Origin of the sequence: Mycolicibacterium sarraceniae, from assembly GCF_010731875.1 — a bacterium.
GTDB lineage: Bacteria > Actinomycetota > Actinomycetes > Mycobacteriales > Mycobacteriaceae > Mycobacterium > Mycobacterium sarraceniae.
On the sequence record NZ_AP022595.1, the window covers coordinates 3,928,028 to 3,943,655 of the forward strand.

20 protein-coding genes and 1 pseudogene are annotated in these 15,628 nt (G+C 66.2%); 9 read left to right on the top strand and 12 right to left on the bottom strand.

Annotated elements, in window-relative coordinates; genetic code table 11:
* The first annotated feature begins 97 nt into the window (after positions 1 to 97).
* Both G6N13_RS19665 and G6N13_RS19670 read left to right on the top strand, forming a co-directional pair.
* The gene (locus G6N13_RS19665; protein ID WP_163699669.1) at positions 98 to 238 is read left to right on the top strand and encodes a hypothetical protein; all 141 of its coding nucleotides are present in this window, start codon (positions 98 to 100) and stop codon (positions 236 to 238) included.
* A 4-nt stretch (positions 239 to 242) separates the two neighbouring features.
* On the top strand, positions 243 to 1,361 hold the full coding sequence (locus G6N13_RS19670) for a YeiH family protein (protein ID WP_163699673.1): 1,119 nt from the start codon (positions 243 to 245) through the stop codon (positions 1,359 to 1,361).
* Positions 1,362 to 1,364: 3 nt separating this feature from the next.
* On the opposite strand, the gene G6N13_RS19675 is transcribed toward G6N13_RS19670, so the two are convergent.
* From G6N13_RS19675 to G6N13_RS19685, 3 genes and pseudogenes are all read right to left on the bottom strand, one after another.
* Positions 1,365 to 1,964: an Rv1352/Rv1906c domain-containing protein gene (locus tag G6N13_RS19675; protein WP_235677826.1), complete on the bottom strand. Its 600-nt coding sequence runs from the start codon at positions 1,962 to 1,964 to the stop codon at positions 1,365 to 1,367.
* 50 nt (positions 1,965 to 2,014) lie between these two features.
* Positions 2,015 to 2,446, bottom strand: a complete 432-nt coding sequence (locus G6N13_RS19680) for an STAS domain-containing protein (RefSeq protein ID WP_163699675.1) — start codon at positions 2,444 to 2,446, stop codon at positions 2,015 to 2,017.
* Positions 2,447 to 2,616: 170 nt separating this feature from the next.
* Positions 2,617 to 3,307 (bottom strand): annotated as a pseudogene (locus G6N13_RS19685) (LLM class flavin-dependent oxidoreductase).
* 108 nt (positions 3,308 to 3,415) lie between these two features.
* On the opposite strand from G6N13_RS19685, the gene G6N13_RS19690 reads away from it, so the two are divergent.
* Entirely contained in the window at positions 3,416 to 3,988 is a 573-nt protein-coding gene (locus tag G6N13_RS19690; protein WP_163699676.1) for a restriction endonuclease, read from the top strand.
* A gap of 183 nt (positions 3,989 to 4,171) precedes the next feature.
* Complete coding sequence (locus G6N13_RS19695) at positions 4,172 to 4,321, top strand: uracil-DNA glycosylase family protein (RefSeq protein WP_163699678.1); 150 nt, start codon at positions 4,172 to 4,174, stop codon at positions 4,319 to 4,321.
* Positions 4,322 to 4,366: 45 nt separating this feature from the next.
* Here G6N13_RS19695 and G6N13_RS19700 read toward each other — a convergent pair whose 3' ends face one another.
* Genes G6N13_RS19700 through G6N13_RS19710 form a run of 3 tightly spaced genes read right to left on the bottom strand, consistent with a single transcriptional unit; the run spans position 4,367 to position 7,310 of the window.
* On the bottom strand, positions 4,367 to 5,611 hold the full coding sequence (locus tag G6N13_RS19700) for a sulfotransferase family protein (protein ID WP_163699680.1): 1,245 nt from the start codon (positions 5,609 to 5,611) through the stop codon (positions 4,367 to 4,369).
* Positions 5,608 to 6,678 carry a DUF1214 domain-containing protein gene (locus tag G6N13_RS19705; protein ID WP_163699683.1) on the bottom strand — a complete coding sequence of 357 codons (1,071 nt, stop codon included), beginning with the start codon at positions 6,676 to 6,678 and terminating at the stop codon, positions 5,608 to 5,610. The genes G6N13_RS19700 and G6N13_RS19705 overlap by 4 nt, the downstream gene beginning before the upstream one ends.
* Before the next feature lie 2 nt (positions 6,679 to 6,680).
* Positions 6,681 to 7,310 (bottom strand): TetR/AcrR family transcriptional regulator, encoded by a 630-nt coding sequence (locus tag G6N13_RS19710; RefSeq protein ID WP_235677827.1) that lies wholly within the window; start codon positions 7,308 to 7,310, stop codon positions 6,681 to 6,683.
* Positions 7,311 to 7,424: 114 nt separating this feature from the next.
* Between G6N13_RS19710 and G6N13_RS19715 the strand changes: the two genes are divergently transcribed.
* The 3 genes from G6N13_RS19715 (at position 7,425) to G6N13_RS19725 (ending at position 9,157) form a co-directional block, all read left to right on the top strand.
* Positions 7,425 to 7,913, top strand: a complete 489-nt coding sequence (locus G6N13_RS19715; RefSeq protein WP_163699685.1) for a protein disulfide oxidoreductase — start codon at positions 7,425 to 7,427, stop codon at positions 7,911 to 7,913.
* 7 nt (positions 7,914 to 7,920) lie between these two features.
* Complete coding sequence (locus G6N13_RS19720; protein WP_163699687.1) at positions 7,921 to 8,778, top strand: cytochrome c biogenesis CcdA family protein; 858 nt, start codon at positions 7,921 to 7,923, stop codon at positions 8,776 to 8,778.
* 64 nt (positions 8,779 to 8,842) lie between these two features.
* A complete protein-coding gene (locus G6N13_RS19725) occupies positions 8,843 to 9,157 on the top strand; it encodes a hypothetical protein (protein ID WP_163699689.1) in 315 nt (104 codons plus the stop codon).
* Positions 9,158 to 9,208: 51 nt separating this feature from the next.
* Here G6N13_RS19725 and katG read toward each other — a convergent pair whose 3' ends face one another.
* The 3 genes from katG to G6N13_RS19740 all read right to left on the bottom strand — a co-directional run bounded on the left by katG (position 9,209) and on the right by G6N13_RS19740 (position 12,140).
* The gene (gene katG / locus G6N13_RS19730) at positions 9,209 to 11,338 is read right to left on the bottom strand and encodes a catalase/peroxidase HPI (protein ID WP_163702339.1); all 2,130 of its coding nucleotides are present in this window, start codon (positions 11,336 to 11,338) and stop codon (positions 9,209 to 9,211) included.
* Positions 11,339 to 11,440: 102 nt separating this feature from the next.
* Positions 11,441 to 11,884: a Fur family transcriptional regulator gene (locus G6N13_RS19735; protein WP_163699691.1), complete on the bottom strand. Its 444-nt coding sequence runs from the start codon at positions 11,882 to 11,884 to the stop codon at positions 11,441 to 11,443.
* A 67-nt stretch (positions 11,885 to 11,951) separates the two neighbouring features.
* Positions 11,952 to 12,140 (bottom strand): hypothetical protein, encoded by a 189-nt coding sequence (locus G6N13_RS19740; RefSeq protein WP_163699692.1) that lies wholly within the window; start codon positions 12,138 to 12,140, stop codon positions 11,952 to 11,954.
* 256 nt (positions 12,141 to 12,396) lie between these two features.
* On the opposite strand from G6N13_RS19740, the gene G6N13_RS19745 reads away from it, so the two are divergent.
* On the top strand, positions 12,397 to 13,296 hold the full coding sequence (locus tag G6N13_RS19745; protein WP_163699695.1) for a mycobacterial-type methylenetetrahydrofolate reductase: 900 nt from the start codon (positions 12,397 to 12,399) through the stop codon (positions 13,294 to 13,296).
* A 4-nt stretch (positions 13,297 to 13,300) separates the two neighbouring features.
* A complete protein-coding gene (locus G6N13_RS19750; protein WP_163699697.1) occupies positions 13,301 to 14,266 on the top strand; it encodes an enolase C-terminal domain-like protein in 966 nt (321 codons plus the stop codon).
* Between the two features lie 9 nt (positions 14,267 to 14,275).
* Here the strand turns inward: G6N13_RS19750 and G6N13_RS19755 are convergent, their stop codons facing one another.
* From G6N13_RS19755 to G6N13_RS19765, 3 genes are read right to left on the bottom strand one after another with little or no spacing between them, the layout of a single operon-like run.
* Positions 14,276 to 14,461, bottom strand: a complete 186-nt coding sequence (locus G6N13_RS19755) for a hypothetical protein (protein WP_163699699.1) — start codon at positions 14,459 to 14,461, stop codon at positions 14,276 to 14,278.
* A gap of 2 nt (positions 14,462 to 14,463) precedes the next feature.
* Complete coding sequence (locus G6N13_RS19760) at positions 14,464 to 15,444, bottom strand: MOSC domain-containing protein (RefSeq protein ID WP_163699701.1); 981 nt, start codon at positions 15,442 to 15,444, stop codon at positions 14,464 to 14,466.
* Complete coding sequence (locus G6N13_RS19765) at positions 15,441 to 15,626, bottom strand: hypothetical protein (RefSeq protein ID WP_163694297.1); 186 nt, start codon at positions 15,624 to 15,626, stop codon at positions 15,441 to 15,443. Before G6N13_RS19765 ends, G6N13_RS19760 begins: the two co-directional genes overlap by 4 nt.
* Between the last annotated feature and the right edge of the window lie 2 nt (positions 15,627 to 15,628).

Consider the following 15,628-nt stretch of genomic DNA (forward strand, 5'->3'; position numbering starts at 1 on the left):
GGCCGCCGCTCAAATCATCGCGAGCGCATTGCTGGTCAGGCCCGCGCCCGATCGCCAACATCGGCGTGTACATGCGCACTCGAGCGGGGAGGTAACCGTGGCGGAGTCCACACAACCCGATGGTGGCGACACCAGCCGGAGCGGTTTGTCCATCGGCGTCGATTGGTGGGCGACCATCGTGGCCGGCGTCTTCGTCGTCCTCGCCGTCGCCAACGTCCTCCCCAAGATTCCGTGGTGACCCGATGAGCACAACTGACGTCGTACAGACCGACGAAGAACAGCCGATCTTCACCAGCCGCAACCTTCTGGACTACGTCCCAGGTGTGCTGTTGCTGATCGCGATCGGGGTGCTGGGCAAGTACTCCCAGATCTGGTGGAATGCGCTTGCCAAGAAGGAACATTGGACGGTTCCCGATATCGAATACGTGTTGTGGGCAATTGTGATCGGCCTGCTGATCACCAATACCATTGGCGTGCACCGGATCTTCAAGCCCGGCGTTCAGACTTATGAGTTCTGGTTGAAGATCGGCATCGTGGCGCTGGGTGCCCGCTTCGTCCTCGGCGACATCGTGAAGTTGGGTGGGATCTCGTTGGTGCAGATCCTGCTGGACATGACGATCGCGGGCGGCATCATCCTGCTGGCCGCCAAGTTCTTCGGCCTGTCGGGCAAGTTGGGCTCACTGCTGGCCATCGGCACTTCGATCTGTGGGGTCTCGGCCATCATCGCGTCGAAGGGCGCGATCCGGGCCCGCAACTCCGATGTCAGCTATGCGATCGCGGCGATCCTGGCGCTGGGGGCGGTCGCACTGTTCACGCTGCCCGTGCTGGGTCACGCGCTGGGCCTGTCCGACCACGAGTTCGGGTTGTGGGCCGGTCTGGCCGTGGACAACACCGCAGAGACCACCGCGACCGGCTACCTGTTCTCCGATGAGGCCGGCAAGCTCGCGGTGTTGGTGAAGTCAGTCCGCAACGCGCTGATCGGGTTCGTGGTGCTGGGCTTTGCGCTGTACTGGGCGTCGAAGAGCGAGGCCGACCGGCTCGCACCCGGGATCGGCCCAAAGGCCAAGTTCGTGTGGGAGAAATTCCCCAAGTTCGTGCTGGGCTTCCTGGTGGTGTCGGCACTCGCCACGGCGCATCTGCTGTCCAAGGGACAGGTCGCCAACCTGGGCAACGTCTCGAAGTGGGCGTTCCTGCTGACCTTCGCCGGCGTCGGGCTCAACACGAACTTCCGCGGGCTGGCCCGCACCGGGTGGCGACCGCTGGTCGTGGCCGTCATCGGCTTGGTGGTGGTGGCCGTGGTGTCGCTGGGCCTGGTCCTGGTCACCTCGCGGGTGCTGCACTGGGGGGTCGGCGCCGCCTAGAGATCAGTAGGGCGGCAGTTGCCCGTTGCCGGATGCGCCGGCCATCCCGTTGAGCTGGTCGAGATAGTGGCGCAGCTGGAGTTGTGACATCAGCGGGCCGGGGGCGGCGGGCGGCGGGGCATCGGTCAGAGTCCACGGCTGGCAGCCGTCGGTCTTGAACGTCGCATCACCGGGATCGATCTGCTGGATCTGAGGCTTCTTGGTCAAGCCGTTGTCCAGGTTGGTCTGACCGTCCGGTCCACCGACCCGCTTCCAATAACAGGCCCTGCCCTCGACCGGCCCCGCCGTTGAGTAATTGCCGGGCACGATGTCGACGCCGACCCGGTAGGTGCCGTCTTGGTCCATCGAGCTCTTCGGGCCACCGGCCGGCGCCGGCGCGGGGGACGTCGTCGCACCGGCAGATGCGGTCGGCGCGGGGGAGGCGGTAGTCGATGTGGGTCCGGGCGCGGGCCCGGGTGGCGGACCCGTCGGCGCGTCAGACGTCGTCGGCGCAGGTACCGGCGCTGGCGTGGTACTGGGGTCGGCCGTCGCGACGCCGATACTGAGTGTGCAAACGGCCATCGCCAGCGCACCGGCAGCGATCGTGTTCGTTATGTGACCCACGTCAACGAGGGTAACCCGGCGATGTCTAGCCGACCTAACCGTCAAGTGGGTTACGCGGTCTTGCTCAACAGCGGTAGCAGCAGCCGGCGTCGATTGAGAATCGCGTCGTCGAACTCGTGCTCGGCCTTGGCGACCGAACGGACCACCGGGAAGATGACATCGCTGTCCCGGCGAAGGCGCCGGCTTACCGCGTCACTGGCCACGACCGCCCACTCCACACCCATCGAGGAGCAGATGTCATCGATATCGCACAGCAGGCGAATTGACTGCGGAGTGAATGAGCTGACCCCGGACAGGTCCAGAACGAACGGCTTGTCGGCCAGCACCAGCTTCTTCGCGTAATCGGCGACGTGGTCGAGGTTGGCGGAGTCGACGCGCCCGCTCACCGCGAGGACGGTTGCGACGTGGCGGGAGTGTGCTCGAATGTGGGCACCCTTGTAATCGACGGTGGGATTTCCGTACCGCGACGTGAAGCTCGTCATGGGTGCTCCATTCGGTCATGTTGCGTATGTGACGGCCTATCGGCTGTCTCAACCTGACTCGAACGTTATGTGGCAAATCTAAGGTCACCGGGAGCTGTGGCTAAAACTCTGTTAAGAACCAGTTTTCGCCCTCGACTCTCGAAATCGGGCAACCTCGAGCGCTGAAATGGCTAACCCAGTGCGGGCAGAACCTCATCCGTAAGGAGGGTTACCGACTTCCAAGCCTTCTCCACCGGCATGCCGCCGACCAGGGGATGTAGGACGATCGGGCCGTAATGTGCCGATGCACGCACCTCGTTGATCAGCTGGTCAGGAGTCAAAAACCGGTACCTGCCAGAGGCCCGTACTTCGTCCAGAGTCTGCACCCCGGGCAAGATGCATCACCGACTGTGACGGGTCGTCCGACCACCGTCCGTAAATGACGGCCTCCCACAGCATGTGCTCGCCGAGCGCGGGCCAGGCCCGCTCGGGATCGTCGTGCAGGCAGATCATTCCGCGGTTGACCGCAGGCGGCATAAGGACGACGGCCCGGCGCACGGTGGCCCGCACTCCGCCGCCGACGTAGAGCGGCGGGTGGGGCTTGGTTCCACCCCGAGGGCTTCGTACTCCACTTCCCGGCCCCAGCGCGCAGTCGATGCTGGCGAAGATGTTGGCGGTACGGGCCAGAAACATCGCCGCGATCATCACCGGATTGCAAATCCAGCCATACCCGGTGGCGTGCTGCTCGTCGACACTGAGCGCCGCGATTCTGTGGCGGTCACCGAACTGAGCCAACTCCAATGCGGCGGAGACCAATTCGCCCTGCACGCCGGGATCGCCTCCGGGCGAGGCGAAATTGAATCGGAGAATCGCGAGCATCACAGCGCTGTATTGGCGCCGTTGCGCCACACTCGATGCGAACGGATCACGATTTGGCTGCTGCGCCTGGTTGCCCGGCTTCCTGTCGGCACTCGCCGCTACGGTGGCACCGTGCGTGAGGACGCGGCCGCAGTCAGGACGGCACTGCAGTGGCTGGGGTTGTGGGGCGTCACGACAGCGTTATTGGCGTTCATCGGCCAGCTCAACCGGGCGGTGTGGGCGCTGGCCGCGGCCAGCGCCGTGGCCGCTGCGGTATGCGCCTGGCGGGCGCTGCTGGCCTGGCTCGACTATCGCCGGAGCCTCCGGCGCGATGCGCTGTACCGCGCCTCCGGGCAGGCCGCGGTGGACGCCATGACCGGTGTGGAATTCGAACGCTACGTCGCCGCTGTGCTCCGGGGTATCGGCTACACCGTCGAGCTGACAAGGGCGACTGGCGATTTCGGTGTCGATCTGATCGCCACCCGGGACGGTGTCCGCACCGCGGTGCAGTGCAAGCGGCAGAGCCGGGTGGTCAACGGCTCCGCCATCCAGCAGGTGGTGGCTGGTGCGGCCGTGCACGACTGCGAGGCGACGATGGTGGTGTCCAACCACCGCTACACCCGGGCCGCTACACAGCTGGCCGACGTGCATGGCTGCGTTCTGGTCGACCGCACCCGGCTGGCCCGGCTGTCGCGCTCCCGTTGAGGGCAGGGCGGCACCGCACACGATCGAGTATTCGGTGTCCAGGTCATGGACGGTGGCCGGGTCGAAGGCGGCATTGCGGTGCCATTTCCCGGCGGTCGCCGCGTCGATGGCCCGGCCGCCAGCGGGAACCACGGGACGAACACGACCCCTTGGGCTTCAGCCTCGTAGAGAAAGGCTTCGGCCGTGCGAGCTGTCGGGTTGGTTGTGCTCGGCACCCCGACGGTGAATTGGGGGCTGCAAGCCGAACCCGTCGCCGGTGCAGCGGCATGGGTGCTGCCCAACCTCAGTGGCCGTAATCGACGGTTCACCATCGAGGCTCTCGCCGCGGCGTAGGGCCGAACTGCACGTTTACCTGGCTCCGCCGTCACCGATTCCCGCTCACCCGATGAACCGCTCCCGGTAGGCGCCCAGCCGCTCCTCCACTTCGCCCGCGTCGAGTCCCACGTCGGCGAGATCGTAGACCACCTCGCCGTAGCGTCCGCGCGGATGTGCGGTGATGAAATCGGCCATTGCGGCGCGCACGTCGTCGCCGTAGGGCTGGTCGGCGAGTTCGTAAATCGCCGACAGCGTGCCCTGTTCGTCGGCCATGAAATCGGTGAAACGCACGTCGATCGACTGATCGACCGGAAGCACATCGCGGCCGTGCAGACAGCCACCGAACAGATCGTCGGCGCGGTCGAACCAGGATCGCGCGATCTTGGCGGGATCGGGCTGCGTGCACGCCATCCGGGATGCGTAGACGATCATCGTCAGCATCGATCGCGTTACTTCGACCGGATCACGATGGGTGACAACGAATGTCGCGTCCGGGAAGGTCGCGTAGAGGCTGGGGAATTGTTCGAGGTGCTGGGGGGATTTGAGCACCCAGCGCGTCCCACCCCGCAGCCACTGCATGGCCTGCAGCTGCCGTTTGAGGTGAGCGTAGGACGGCCCCTGGTCGTGCGATTTGTAGTGGGCCGCGAATGTCGGTATGTGGTAGGTGGTTTCGAAGAGCATGCCGGAGATATCGTTGGCCAGCAGTTGGATTTCCTCGTGCGCATGGTCGACGGTCATATCGTGCATCCGCTTGAAATCAGGCATCGACATGTCGACCAATTCCAGTCCGGTCGCACATCGATCGCGGCGCGCCTGCTCGGTGTCCTCGGGACCGGGGAACGGCTCCAGGCTTTCCCAATAGGACAGGTAGCGCAGGTTCGGGTCGGCGGCGATCAGGTTGTGCAAGTGGGTGGTACCGGTGCGGGGGAGACCGCAGATGATGATCGGCCGCTCGATCTCGACATCTTCGATCTCGGGGTGCTCGGCGATCAGCGCCTCGAAGCGAAGCCGGTTGACCAGATTGCCGACCAGCTGTTCGAAAACCACCGCGACACCGACATCGGACAGCCCGGCCTCCTCACGCAGCGATCCGGTCAGCACATCGAGGCGTTCACGAAAAGCATCGTCGCCCCAGCCGTCGAGCCCGGTGCGTTCACGTGCCGTGGCCAGTAACGCTTCTGAGGTCAGCTCCAAGATCGAGCCGTAGCCAGCAAGCGCGTCGCGGATCGGCTGAGCCGCCTCGGGGAACACCGGGTTGGCCAGGTCGGTGAGCCTGATCGGCTTGGGGCGCTCCAGGCCGGCGGTCACGCGGTCACCTCGCTGACATCGACGACGCGACAGATCGGTCGCTTCGGCGTCTCTTCGGGCAAGAACCAGCGCAGCCAGATCAGGCCCTTGGTGCGCCCCGCCGTCGACACCCAGTTGGGGTGGCCGGGATCAGTGTCGCTCACCACGATTCGCCACGAGCCGTCGGGCTCATAGGTGATGTGCGCGCCGTTGATGGTCACCCGCTCGTAGCTGGAGTCGTAGGTGTGCAAGAAGGGATTCCACAGGCACAGGTTCCAGAACACACACTCCGGCGAGGTGCCTTCGAGGATCAGTGCCTGCCCTGGTTCCAGTTCGTAGGCACCCATCGCGTAGGCGGCATCACCGGCCGCCCAACCGTAGGTCTGCTGGGGCACCGGATACGGCTCGGCGATCTCGTTGGGCGGCTCGACTCGGGTGGGGATGAACGAGTACTGCTCGGTTAACCATGTTCTGGCCGAACGCAACCGGCGGATCAGGTCGGCACGGTCGTCGTGCTTTCGGGCGGGCGGATCGACGGACTCGATCTTCCACTGCACCCGCCGGTCGGTCTCGGGGTTCTCCAGGTAATCGCGGGTCAGCGCGACAACGGCATCCGATTCGAGCTTCAGCCATGCGCCCGGCTGCGGATCGGGGCTGATGGTGAACTCGAAGTTGCCATCGTCGTCGAACTGCAGCGAGCGGTCGTTCATCGTTCCGACGATGCGATTGGAGTAGTGGCCGTCGTCCGGGCCGCCGTAGACGGTGATCGACAGGTAGACCGAGTCGCCGCGGTTCCCGGTTACCCGGTAGGTGCGGTTGGGGTCGATCGGGGCGAGTTGGTAGAAGGCATCGGTATTGTCACCGCCCCAGCGCTGGTACGGCCCGATGACGTCGACGAATCGGGGATTGGCCTTGTCACCCCACACGTAGGCGTCGACCGCCACGCGCAGCAAGGTAAAGGTCAGCCGATACCCGTCGAGGACGTCGGCTTCCTCCAGCGGGGGATCAGCGGCCAGGAACTTGCGCTCGAACGAGCCGAGCTCGTCCAGCAATTCGTGAAAAGCTTCCGACAGTTCGTCACCTGCCATCGTCATTCCTTCTCTCGTGCCTGCGCGCCCCGCATGACCAGGGAGCAGAGTTCGTCGACCAGTTGGTCGGTGCCGTCGCGCCCGTCGATCAGCGCGCCGTAGAGGGTGGTACCGACCAGCACGGTGAACAGCGCGTCGGTGTCGATATCGGCGCGCACCACTCCTTGGTCGGCACCGGCACGGACCAAGTCGGCTAGCTCGCCACGAATCCTGTCGTCGAGTAATTGCTGTGTGCGAATCTGCAAGTCGGAGTCGCGGCGGCGCTCGGCGAGGATGCCCAGGGTCGCCGCTTCGACCACCGGCTCGCGCCAGAAGCCCACCGCACCGCGAATGAACTCGCGCAGATCGGTCTCGAAGTCGCCCGAGTGCGGCAACGCGGCGCCGCCGTCGCCGACGGCACCGAATGCGGCATCGAAGACCACATGCGCCTTGGACGGCCAGCGCCGGTAAATGGTCGGACGGCTCACCCCGGCAACGCGAGCGATCGAGTCCATGGACACCTGGTCATAGCCGACATCAGTGAGAAGCTGACGCGTGGCCGCCATAATCGCTTCGTCGGTGCGCGGATCTCGGGGACGACCGCGCACCGGGTCTAGGCTCACCGACGGAATGCCGCGGTCAGGGGCTGTCACGCCATTTATGTTCCATAATGTCACGTAATCTGTCAATGTGAGCGGTTGAACCGGCCAGCCTCGGGTAATCGAGACAACGAGAACAGTCCGCCCCGACGGCCAGGAGGCCACGCCATGAAACTCTTGATCCGAACGCTGTCCGTGCTGCTGGCGACGCTGTGCATCACCGTCGCGACGGCACCTGCGGCCATCGCCGAAGACCAGCTGGGATTCACCGGCACCACCCTGAGCGGAGCGCCGTTCAACGGCGCCAGCCTGCAGGGCAAACCGGCGGTGCTGTGGTTCTGGACCCCGTGGTGCCCGTTCTGCAACCAGGAAGCCCCGAACGTCAGCCAGGTCGCCGCAGCCAACCCCAAGGTCACTTTCGTCGGGGTCGCCGCGCGCTCCGACGTCGGGCAGATGGAGAGCTTCGTGTCGAAGTACAACCTGAACTTCACCAACCTTAACGATGCGGACGGATCGATCTGGGCGCGGTTCAACGTGCCCTGGCAGCCTGCGTATGTGTTCTTCCGCCCCGACGGGACCTCGACGTTCATCAACAACCCGACCTCGGCGATGTCGGAACAGGAGCTCAGCGACCGGGTGCACGCCCTGGTCTCCTGAGGTATCCGTGGATGCAAACCTGACCGGGCTGGCACTGGCCGCGGGCATGGTCGCGGCCCTCAACCCGTGCGGGTTCGCCATGCTGCCGGCCTACCTCACGCTCGTCGTCCGCGGTGAGGGAGCCGACCCGAGCCGCACCGCGGCGGTGGGCCGGGCGCTGGCCGCCACCGCCGCGATGGCACTGGGCTTCCTCGCGGTGTTCGGCCTGTTCGGCCTGCTCACGGTCCCGGTCGCCAGCGCTGTGCAGCGCTATCTTCCGTATGCGACCGTTGTCGTCGGCATCAGCCTTGTCGCCCTTGGCATTTGGCTATTGGCGGGGCGCGAACTGACCTGGACCCCGGTCGGATCGAAGTGGCGATGGGCGCCGACCGCGCGGCTCGGTTCGATGTTCGGCTACGGAGTGGGCTACGCCATCGCATCCCTGTCGTGCACCATCGGGCCGTTTCTCGCGGTCACCGGGAGCACCCTGCGCAGCGGTTCGGTCGCCGGTAGCGTGCTCGTGTACGCGGCCTACGCCGCCGGCCTGGCATTGGTGGTCGGCGTACTCGCGGTCGGCATCGCCTTGACCAATACCGCACTGGTCGATCGGCTGCGACGGCTGCTGCCCTATGTCAGCCGGATCAGCGGTCTGGTGCTGATCGCCGTCGGTCTCTACGTCAGCTACTACGGTCTTTACGAGATTCGCCTTTTCAGCACCGGCGGCAACCCCGCCGACCCGATCATCGCCGCGGCCGGCCGGCTGCAGGGGACAGTCGCCGGCTGGGTCTATCGCACCGGCGCGTGGCCCTGGGTCGTCGCGCTGGTGGTGCTGGTCGCGACCGCGGCGGTGCTGCGGCTGCGACGCGCCCGCCGGCATCGGTCCTGAAGCACAGCTGTCCCATAGCCGACGTCGGTAGAGTCCGCTACACCACGACAGGGGAGTGAAGCCGATGAAACGACATCCGGTACGAGCCTGGGGGATCGCCGGGGCGGCGGCGCTGACCCTGAGCGGAGTGCCCGCGGCAATCGTGACAATTCAGCCGAGCGGACAGGCCCACGCCGATGTCTGCGCAAGCGCCGGCCGGCGGATCTCCGTCAGTGGCTGCGCGGACTTGTCCGACGTGATGGCCCCCTATGTGCCGCCGCCGTCGTACTACGCGCCGCTGCCCGAGGACTATCCGCCGCCGCCTCCGCCACCCCCGCCGCCGGTCACCGGGTGCGTGGGATACAACGGCCGCTGGGTCAGCGCTGGCGGCTGCCGCTAGAGCGACGAAACCCCGCGGGCAGTGCCCGCGGGGTTTCGCTTACTGCTGAGTTCAGGCCACGTCGAACCGGTCGGCGTCCATCACCTTGACCCAGGCCGCGACGAAGTCCTTCACGAACTTCTCTTTGGCGCCGTCCTCGGCGTAAACCTCGGCCAATGCCCGCAGCTGCGAGTTGGACCCGAAGAGCAGGTCCACGCGGCTGGCGGTGTACTTGTCGGCACCGCTGGTGCGGTCCGTGCCGACGTAGGTTCCGTCGTCGGCCGACGACGGCGCCCACTTGGTGCTCATATCGAGCAGGTTGACAAAGAAGTCGGTCGTCAATACGCCCGGCTTGTCGGTCAGCACACCAAGCTTGGTGCCACCGAAGTTGGCGCCAAGCACCCGCAGGCCGCCGACCAGCACCGTCATCTCCGGAGCCGACACATTCAGCAGATTGGCCTTGTCGATGATGTGGTACTCGGCTGGCAGGGACAGCCCCTTGCCCGCGTAGTTGCGGAACCCATCGGCCCTCGGCTCCAGGTAGGAGAACGAGTCGACGTCGGTCTGCTCCTGGGTGGCGTCACCGCGACCTGGGGTGAACGGCACCTCGATGTCGAAACCGGCTGCCTTGGCGGCCTTTTCGACACCAACGTTGCCGGCCAGCACCACCAGGTCGGCGAAGGACACGTCGACACCCGCCGAGGCCTGGATCTGCTCCAGCTTGCTGATCACCTGAGCCAGTTCGTCGGGCTCGTTAGCCTCCCAGCCGAGCTGTGGCTGCAGCCGGATCCGGCCACCGTTGGCGCCGCCTCGCATATCGCTGCTGCGGTAGCACGAGGCAGCCTTCCATGCCGTCGAAACCAGCTGCGGCACAGTCAAACCCGAGTCTGCGATCGCGGACTTGAGCGTGGCGACCTGATCGGCCGACAGGCTCTTGCCGGCGGGAATGATGTCCTGCCACAGCCAGGTCTGCTTGGGCACCAGCGGTCCGAGGTAACGAACCACCGGACCCAGATCGCGGTGCAGCAGCTTGAACCACGCCTTGGCGTACTCCTCGGCGAGCTCCTCGGGATGATCCAGCCACCGGCGGGTGATCTCGCCGTAGACCGGATCCATCCGCATCGACAGATCAGTGGTCAGCATCGACGGGTGGGTCTTACCGCTGCCCTGCGCCATGGGCACCGAGTTGGCCCAGCCGCCATCCTTGGGCTTCCACTGGTTGGCACCCTGGGGGCTCCTGGTGAGCTCCCACTCGTTGCCGTAAAGGATTTCCAGGAATGAGTTGTCCCACTTGGTGGGGGTATGGGTCCAGGTCACCTCCAGACCGCTACTGACGGCCTCATTGCCGACGCCGGGGTTGCTCCAGCCCAGGCCCAGCTGCTCGAGCGGGGCCGCTTCGGGTTCCACGCCGTTCTCGATATCGGTGGCACCGTGGGTCTTGCCGAAGGTGTGGCCACCGACGATCAGGGCCGCGGTCTCGATATCGTTCATCGCCATCCGGCCGAACGTCTCGCGGATGTCGACAGCCGCTGCAACCGGATCCGGATTGCCTTCGGGGCCTTCGGGGTTGACGTAGATCAGACCCATGTGACTGGCGGCCAGCGGGTTCTCCAGCTTGGTCCTGTCACTGCCGGAGTAGCGGTCCTGCGAACCCAGCCACTCGTGCTCGGCGCCCCAGTAGATGTCCTCCTCGGGCTCCCAGAAGTCGGGGCGACCGAAAGCGAAACCGGCGGTCGTGAACCCCATGTGCTCTTGGGCCCGGTTTCCGGCGTAGACGATCAGGTCGGACCAGGAGATCTTGCTGCCGTACTTCTTCTTGAGCGGCCACAGCAGGCGGCGGGCCTTGTCCAGGCTGACGTTATCGGGCCAGCTGTTCAGCGGCGCGAAGCGTTGCATCCCTCGCCCGCCGCCTCCACGGCCGTCCTCCACCCGGTAGGTACCGGCGGCGTGCCAAGACATCCGGACGAAGAGCGGGCCGTAGTGTCCGAAGTCGGCGGGCCACCAGGCCTGCGAATCCGTCAGCAGGGCATCGAAATCGCGCTCGAAGGCCTCGAAGTCGAGCGTCTTGACGGCCTCGCGGTAGTCGTAGCCTTCGTCCGTCGGGTCGATGGCGGGCGGATTCTTCTGCAGGATCTTGAGATTCACCGCGTTGGGCCACCAGTCGCGGTTGCTGCCACCCTCGACGGGCGGCTTGATGCGCATCGGGCAGCCGCTTTCGGCGGGCTCGGTCTGAGCCGCTCCGATGGGGGGGCTGGTTTCCTCAGGCACTGTATTTCCTTTCGGGGGTGGTGAATTGGGCTGCGATCACGGTTGTGCTCGCGAAATCTGCCGGGTGCAGCAGTCGGGGCACAGGCCCCAATAGACGACCTCGGCTTCATCCAGGACGAATCCGTGGTGATCGGATGGCGTCAAGCAGGGTGCATCACCGACGGCACAGTCGACATCGCCGATGACGCCGCACGACCGGCAGACGACATGGTGGTGGTTGTCGCCGACGCGCGCTTCGTAGCGGGCGACCGAGCCGGACGGCTGGATGCGCCGCACCAACCCGGCGGCCGTCAGAGCGTGCAGAACGTCGTAGACCGCCTGGCGCGATACCTCGGGCAGGCCGGTGCGAACAGCTCCGAAGATGGTCTCGGTGTCGGCGTGCGGATGGGAATGCACGGCCTCGAGCACCGCAACGCGGGGGCGGGTGACCCGCAGCTGCGCTGTCCGCAGCTGGTCGGCAATATCCGACGTTGACGTCACGATGCGATCGTCGTCCCTTTTCTGGAATCGGTCAAGAGTTGATCTCAATCGGTTTCATACACCATGGTCACGGGCGCGGCGCGACCTGGCTGCCCGGGCTGGCAGTGGGGTTCAGCGGCGCAATCGGGGACGGGCTGAAGTTGTTCGGGCCAGGCAGGGTGGCCTTGCTCGTCGGCGATACCGAGGGATTCGACGGGGCAGCCGGTTGGTTGCCGCCTGCCCCGCAGGCCGCAACCAGGATGATGCCTACGGCCACCGATACCACCGCACAGGCCACTCGGGTTCGACTCCGACGCTTCATCGCTGACCCCTCGACCATGGAGGCACCCTAACGGGCGCTACCACCTGGAAAGTTACCCTCTCACGGGCTTGCGCAACGCGCTTTGCGCAACGTGCCCTCGGCGCGACGCGAGGCCCCGACCGGGCTTTCTGTATGGTGATCGGCGGATCGCGTCCGGCGGCCATCCGGGGTCTTACCCCGTGGACCCAGTCGTCTCGTCAGGAGCAGTTTCGTGCCCCTCAACACCGTCGCGCTCGAACTCGTCCCGCCCAACACCGATCGCAGCGCGGACGAAGTTCTGGAGGAGGCGCGCAAGGTCGTGCAGTTCTCCGGCGAGACCGGCCTCGCCGGCCGGATCGGCCACGTGATGATCCCAGGCATGATCGAAGAGGACGACGACCGTCCCGTCGAGATGAAACCCAAACTCGACGTGCTCGACTACTGGTCGCGTATTTCCCCGGAACTGCCTGGCGTCCGCGGCCTGTGCACCCAGGTGACCGCGTTCATGAACGAACAGACGCTGGGCGATCGGCTGACCGAACTGCTCGATGCGGGCATGGAAGGCATCGTCTTCGTCGGTGTCCCGCGCACCATGAACGACGGTGAGGGTGCCGGCGTCGCGCCGACTGATGCGCTGACGATTTACCGCGATCTGGTGCCCAACCGCGGGGCGATCCTGATCCCGACCAGGGACGGCGAAGCCGGCCGGTTCGGCTTCAAGTGCGGCCAGGGCGCCACCTACGGCATGACCCAGCTGCTCTACTCCGATGCCATCGTCGGCTTCCTGACCGATTTCGCCGCCACCACGGACTTCCGCCCGGAGATCCTGCTGTCGTTCGGCTTCGTCCCGAAGGTCGAGGGCCGGGTCGGGCTGATCAACTGGCTGATCCAGGATCCTGGCAATGCCGCCGTCGGCCCCGAGCAGGATTTCGTGCGCACACTCGCCGACAGCGGCCCTGCCGTCAAGCGACGGCTGTTGGTCGACCTGTACAAGCGGGTGATCGACGGCGTCGCCGAGCTCGGTTTCCCCTTGAGCATCCACTTCGAGGCCACCTACGGCATGTCCCGGCCAGCCTTCGAGACCTTCGCCGAGATGCTGGCCTACTGGTCGCCGGCGGGATCCCTGTCCTAGTCCGGTGCAAGCACTGATCGATTTCGACGGGGCACCGGTTTTCGCCATCCCGGCTCGCGACTCCTACCGCGGCTTCACCGCCGCCGAGGGGATGCTGATCGAGGGACCACAGGGGTGGGGTGAATTCTGCCCACCCCGCGGCAGCGATGACCTGACGGCGGCACGCTGGCTGACGTCGGCCATCGAGGGCGGCACGGTCGGCTGGCCAGATGCGGTCCGCGGCCGGGTCGCGGTGGCGGTGCCGGTGCCCGCGGTGAATCCGCAGGATGCTGGTGCCATCGTTGCGGGCAGCGGGTGCCGCGCGGCGGATGTGCGAGTCACCGGACAGCCCGAAGACGCCTCCCGACTCGAGGCGGTGCGCACAGCGCTGGGACCGGATGGATCGATCCGCTGCGTGGTCGAACACGCCTGGGATGTCGACACCGCTGCCCAGCTGATTCCGGTGCTCGACCGGGCTGCCGGTGGCCTGGAATTCGTGCAACAGCCGTGCGCGACGGCGGCGGAATTGGCTGCGGTACACCGCCGCGTTGAGGTGCGGCTGGCAGTCGACGCGTCGACTCTCAGCGCTGGCGGACCGGCGTTGTCGGAGGTCGCCGACCTCGCGATCCTGACCGTCGGCGCGCTCGGCGGTGTGCGCCGGGCGCTGCGGTTCGCCGAACGCAGCGATCTGCCGTGCGTGGTCTCGGCGGCGTCCGGGTCGTCGGAAACCAGCATCGGGCTGGCCGGGGGACTGGCGCTGGCCGGTGCGCTGCCCGAGGTGCCGTTCGCCTGCGGGCTGGGCACCGCCACAGCGTTGGCCGGCGACATCGTCTCGGACGGCCGCGCGCTGATTCCGGTCGAGGGTTACCTGCCGGTGGCCCCGATGGCACCAGCACCCGATACCGCACGTATCGCGGAATTCTCGCTCGACAACGCCGAGCGAATCACGTGGTGGCGCGGACGTCTGCGCGCCGCCCGAGAACTTCTCTAGACCGAGCGCCTAACGCCGCGGGCGCCAGGCCCAGACGGCCAGACCGACACCGATCAGTGCGGTGATCGGTCCGATGACCGACCAGGTCGTAGTGTTGCTCATCGGGCTGCCCTGAACCACACCGAACCCCTGCAACGCCCACAACGATCCAAAGAGCGCGACCAGCACACCCACTACACCGATGGCATGACGCATCCTCAGCTCCTTTTCCCGGTTGGCATGGCCGCGGACACCGCCCGCATGACGGCCCATTTCACCTTCGCTGCGCCCGATCCGGCAGTCGCGCCGAGTGTTGATCGGTTCGGCGGATCTAATTGCAGCACATCGCCTTCCGCGATCCGACCGGCCCTGGTGATAGTGCCGTAGGCACCAAGGCACCGTCGCGAATGGGCGGCGATCGCGCGAGTGATCTCCCGGTCCTGTTTGAGCTCGGGCTGCTCATGCGACGGCATCACGCAGCGGATGGTGGGAATCAGCGGCTGCAGTTCGGCATCCGGGGCATGTAGCGTCCCGCCGCACCAGTCCCACTCCGGATGCGGCGATGCCCCTGGGGCGTCCACCACCATCGTCGGGCGGAATCGCCGGACGTCGAAATCGGAATCCGGAGCCAGCGCGGCCATGGCGGCCAGGCTCTGCTCGGTGACGATGTGCAAGGGATAGGCATCGACGTAGCTGCCAACGGGCGTGGCGTAGCGGCTGATCTGGGCGAGCTTGCGAACCGGGAACATCGACAGGTCTGGCAGCGGTTCGCCGTCTTCGAGACCAAAGATCGTGCGCAGGTCGGTCTTGGTGGCCCTGGGTGTGCGGTACTCGTCGCGACGATCGATCGGCGGCAGTGGCCGAAGTTCCACCTCGTGGTCTAGATAGCGCGAGAGTGCTTGGTGCACAACAGCATCAGAACTCGACACCTCGGTGCCGTCAGGGAATGTGATGACGACTTCCGGTGCGTGGCCCGGTCCGGCATCCGGCGGTGGGGCCTGCGTGTAGCGCGCGTTCAGCCAGAGCAGGCCGGGTAGGCGTTTGGCGCTGGTCGTCGCGTCGAGTTCGACGTCACGCACCGCCCAGGTGCGGTCGGCGTGCAGGCCCAGTTCTCTGATCTCGGCCCGGTCGAGGCGCTCGCCCAGCATCGACTTGACCGGATAGCGCCAGATCGAAGTAATGCGGCCAGCTGGGATCATCTCCCCAGACTAGGACTTCTCTCTGCCGGCGAGCGATGCAGCGTGCGCGACGCGACGATTAGCACGACCAGGCTGGCCACCAGCCACAGCCCGAGCACGACGAACGGCAGCAGCCGCTGGTTGTCCGGGAAGTATGTCGCCGCGCGGATCGCCGACACCGTCGCGCCGACGACAGCGAGCACCC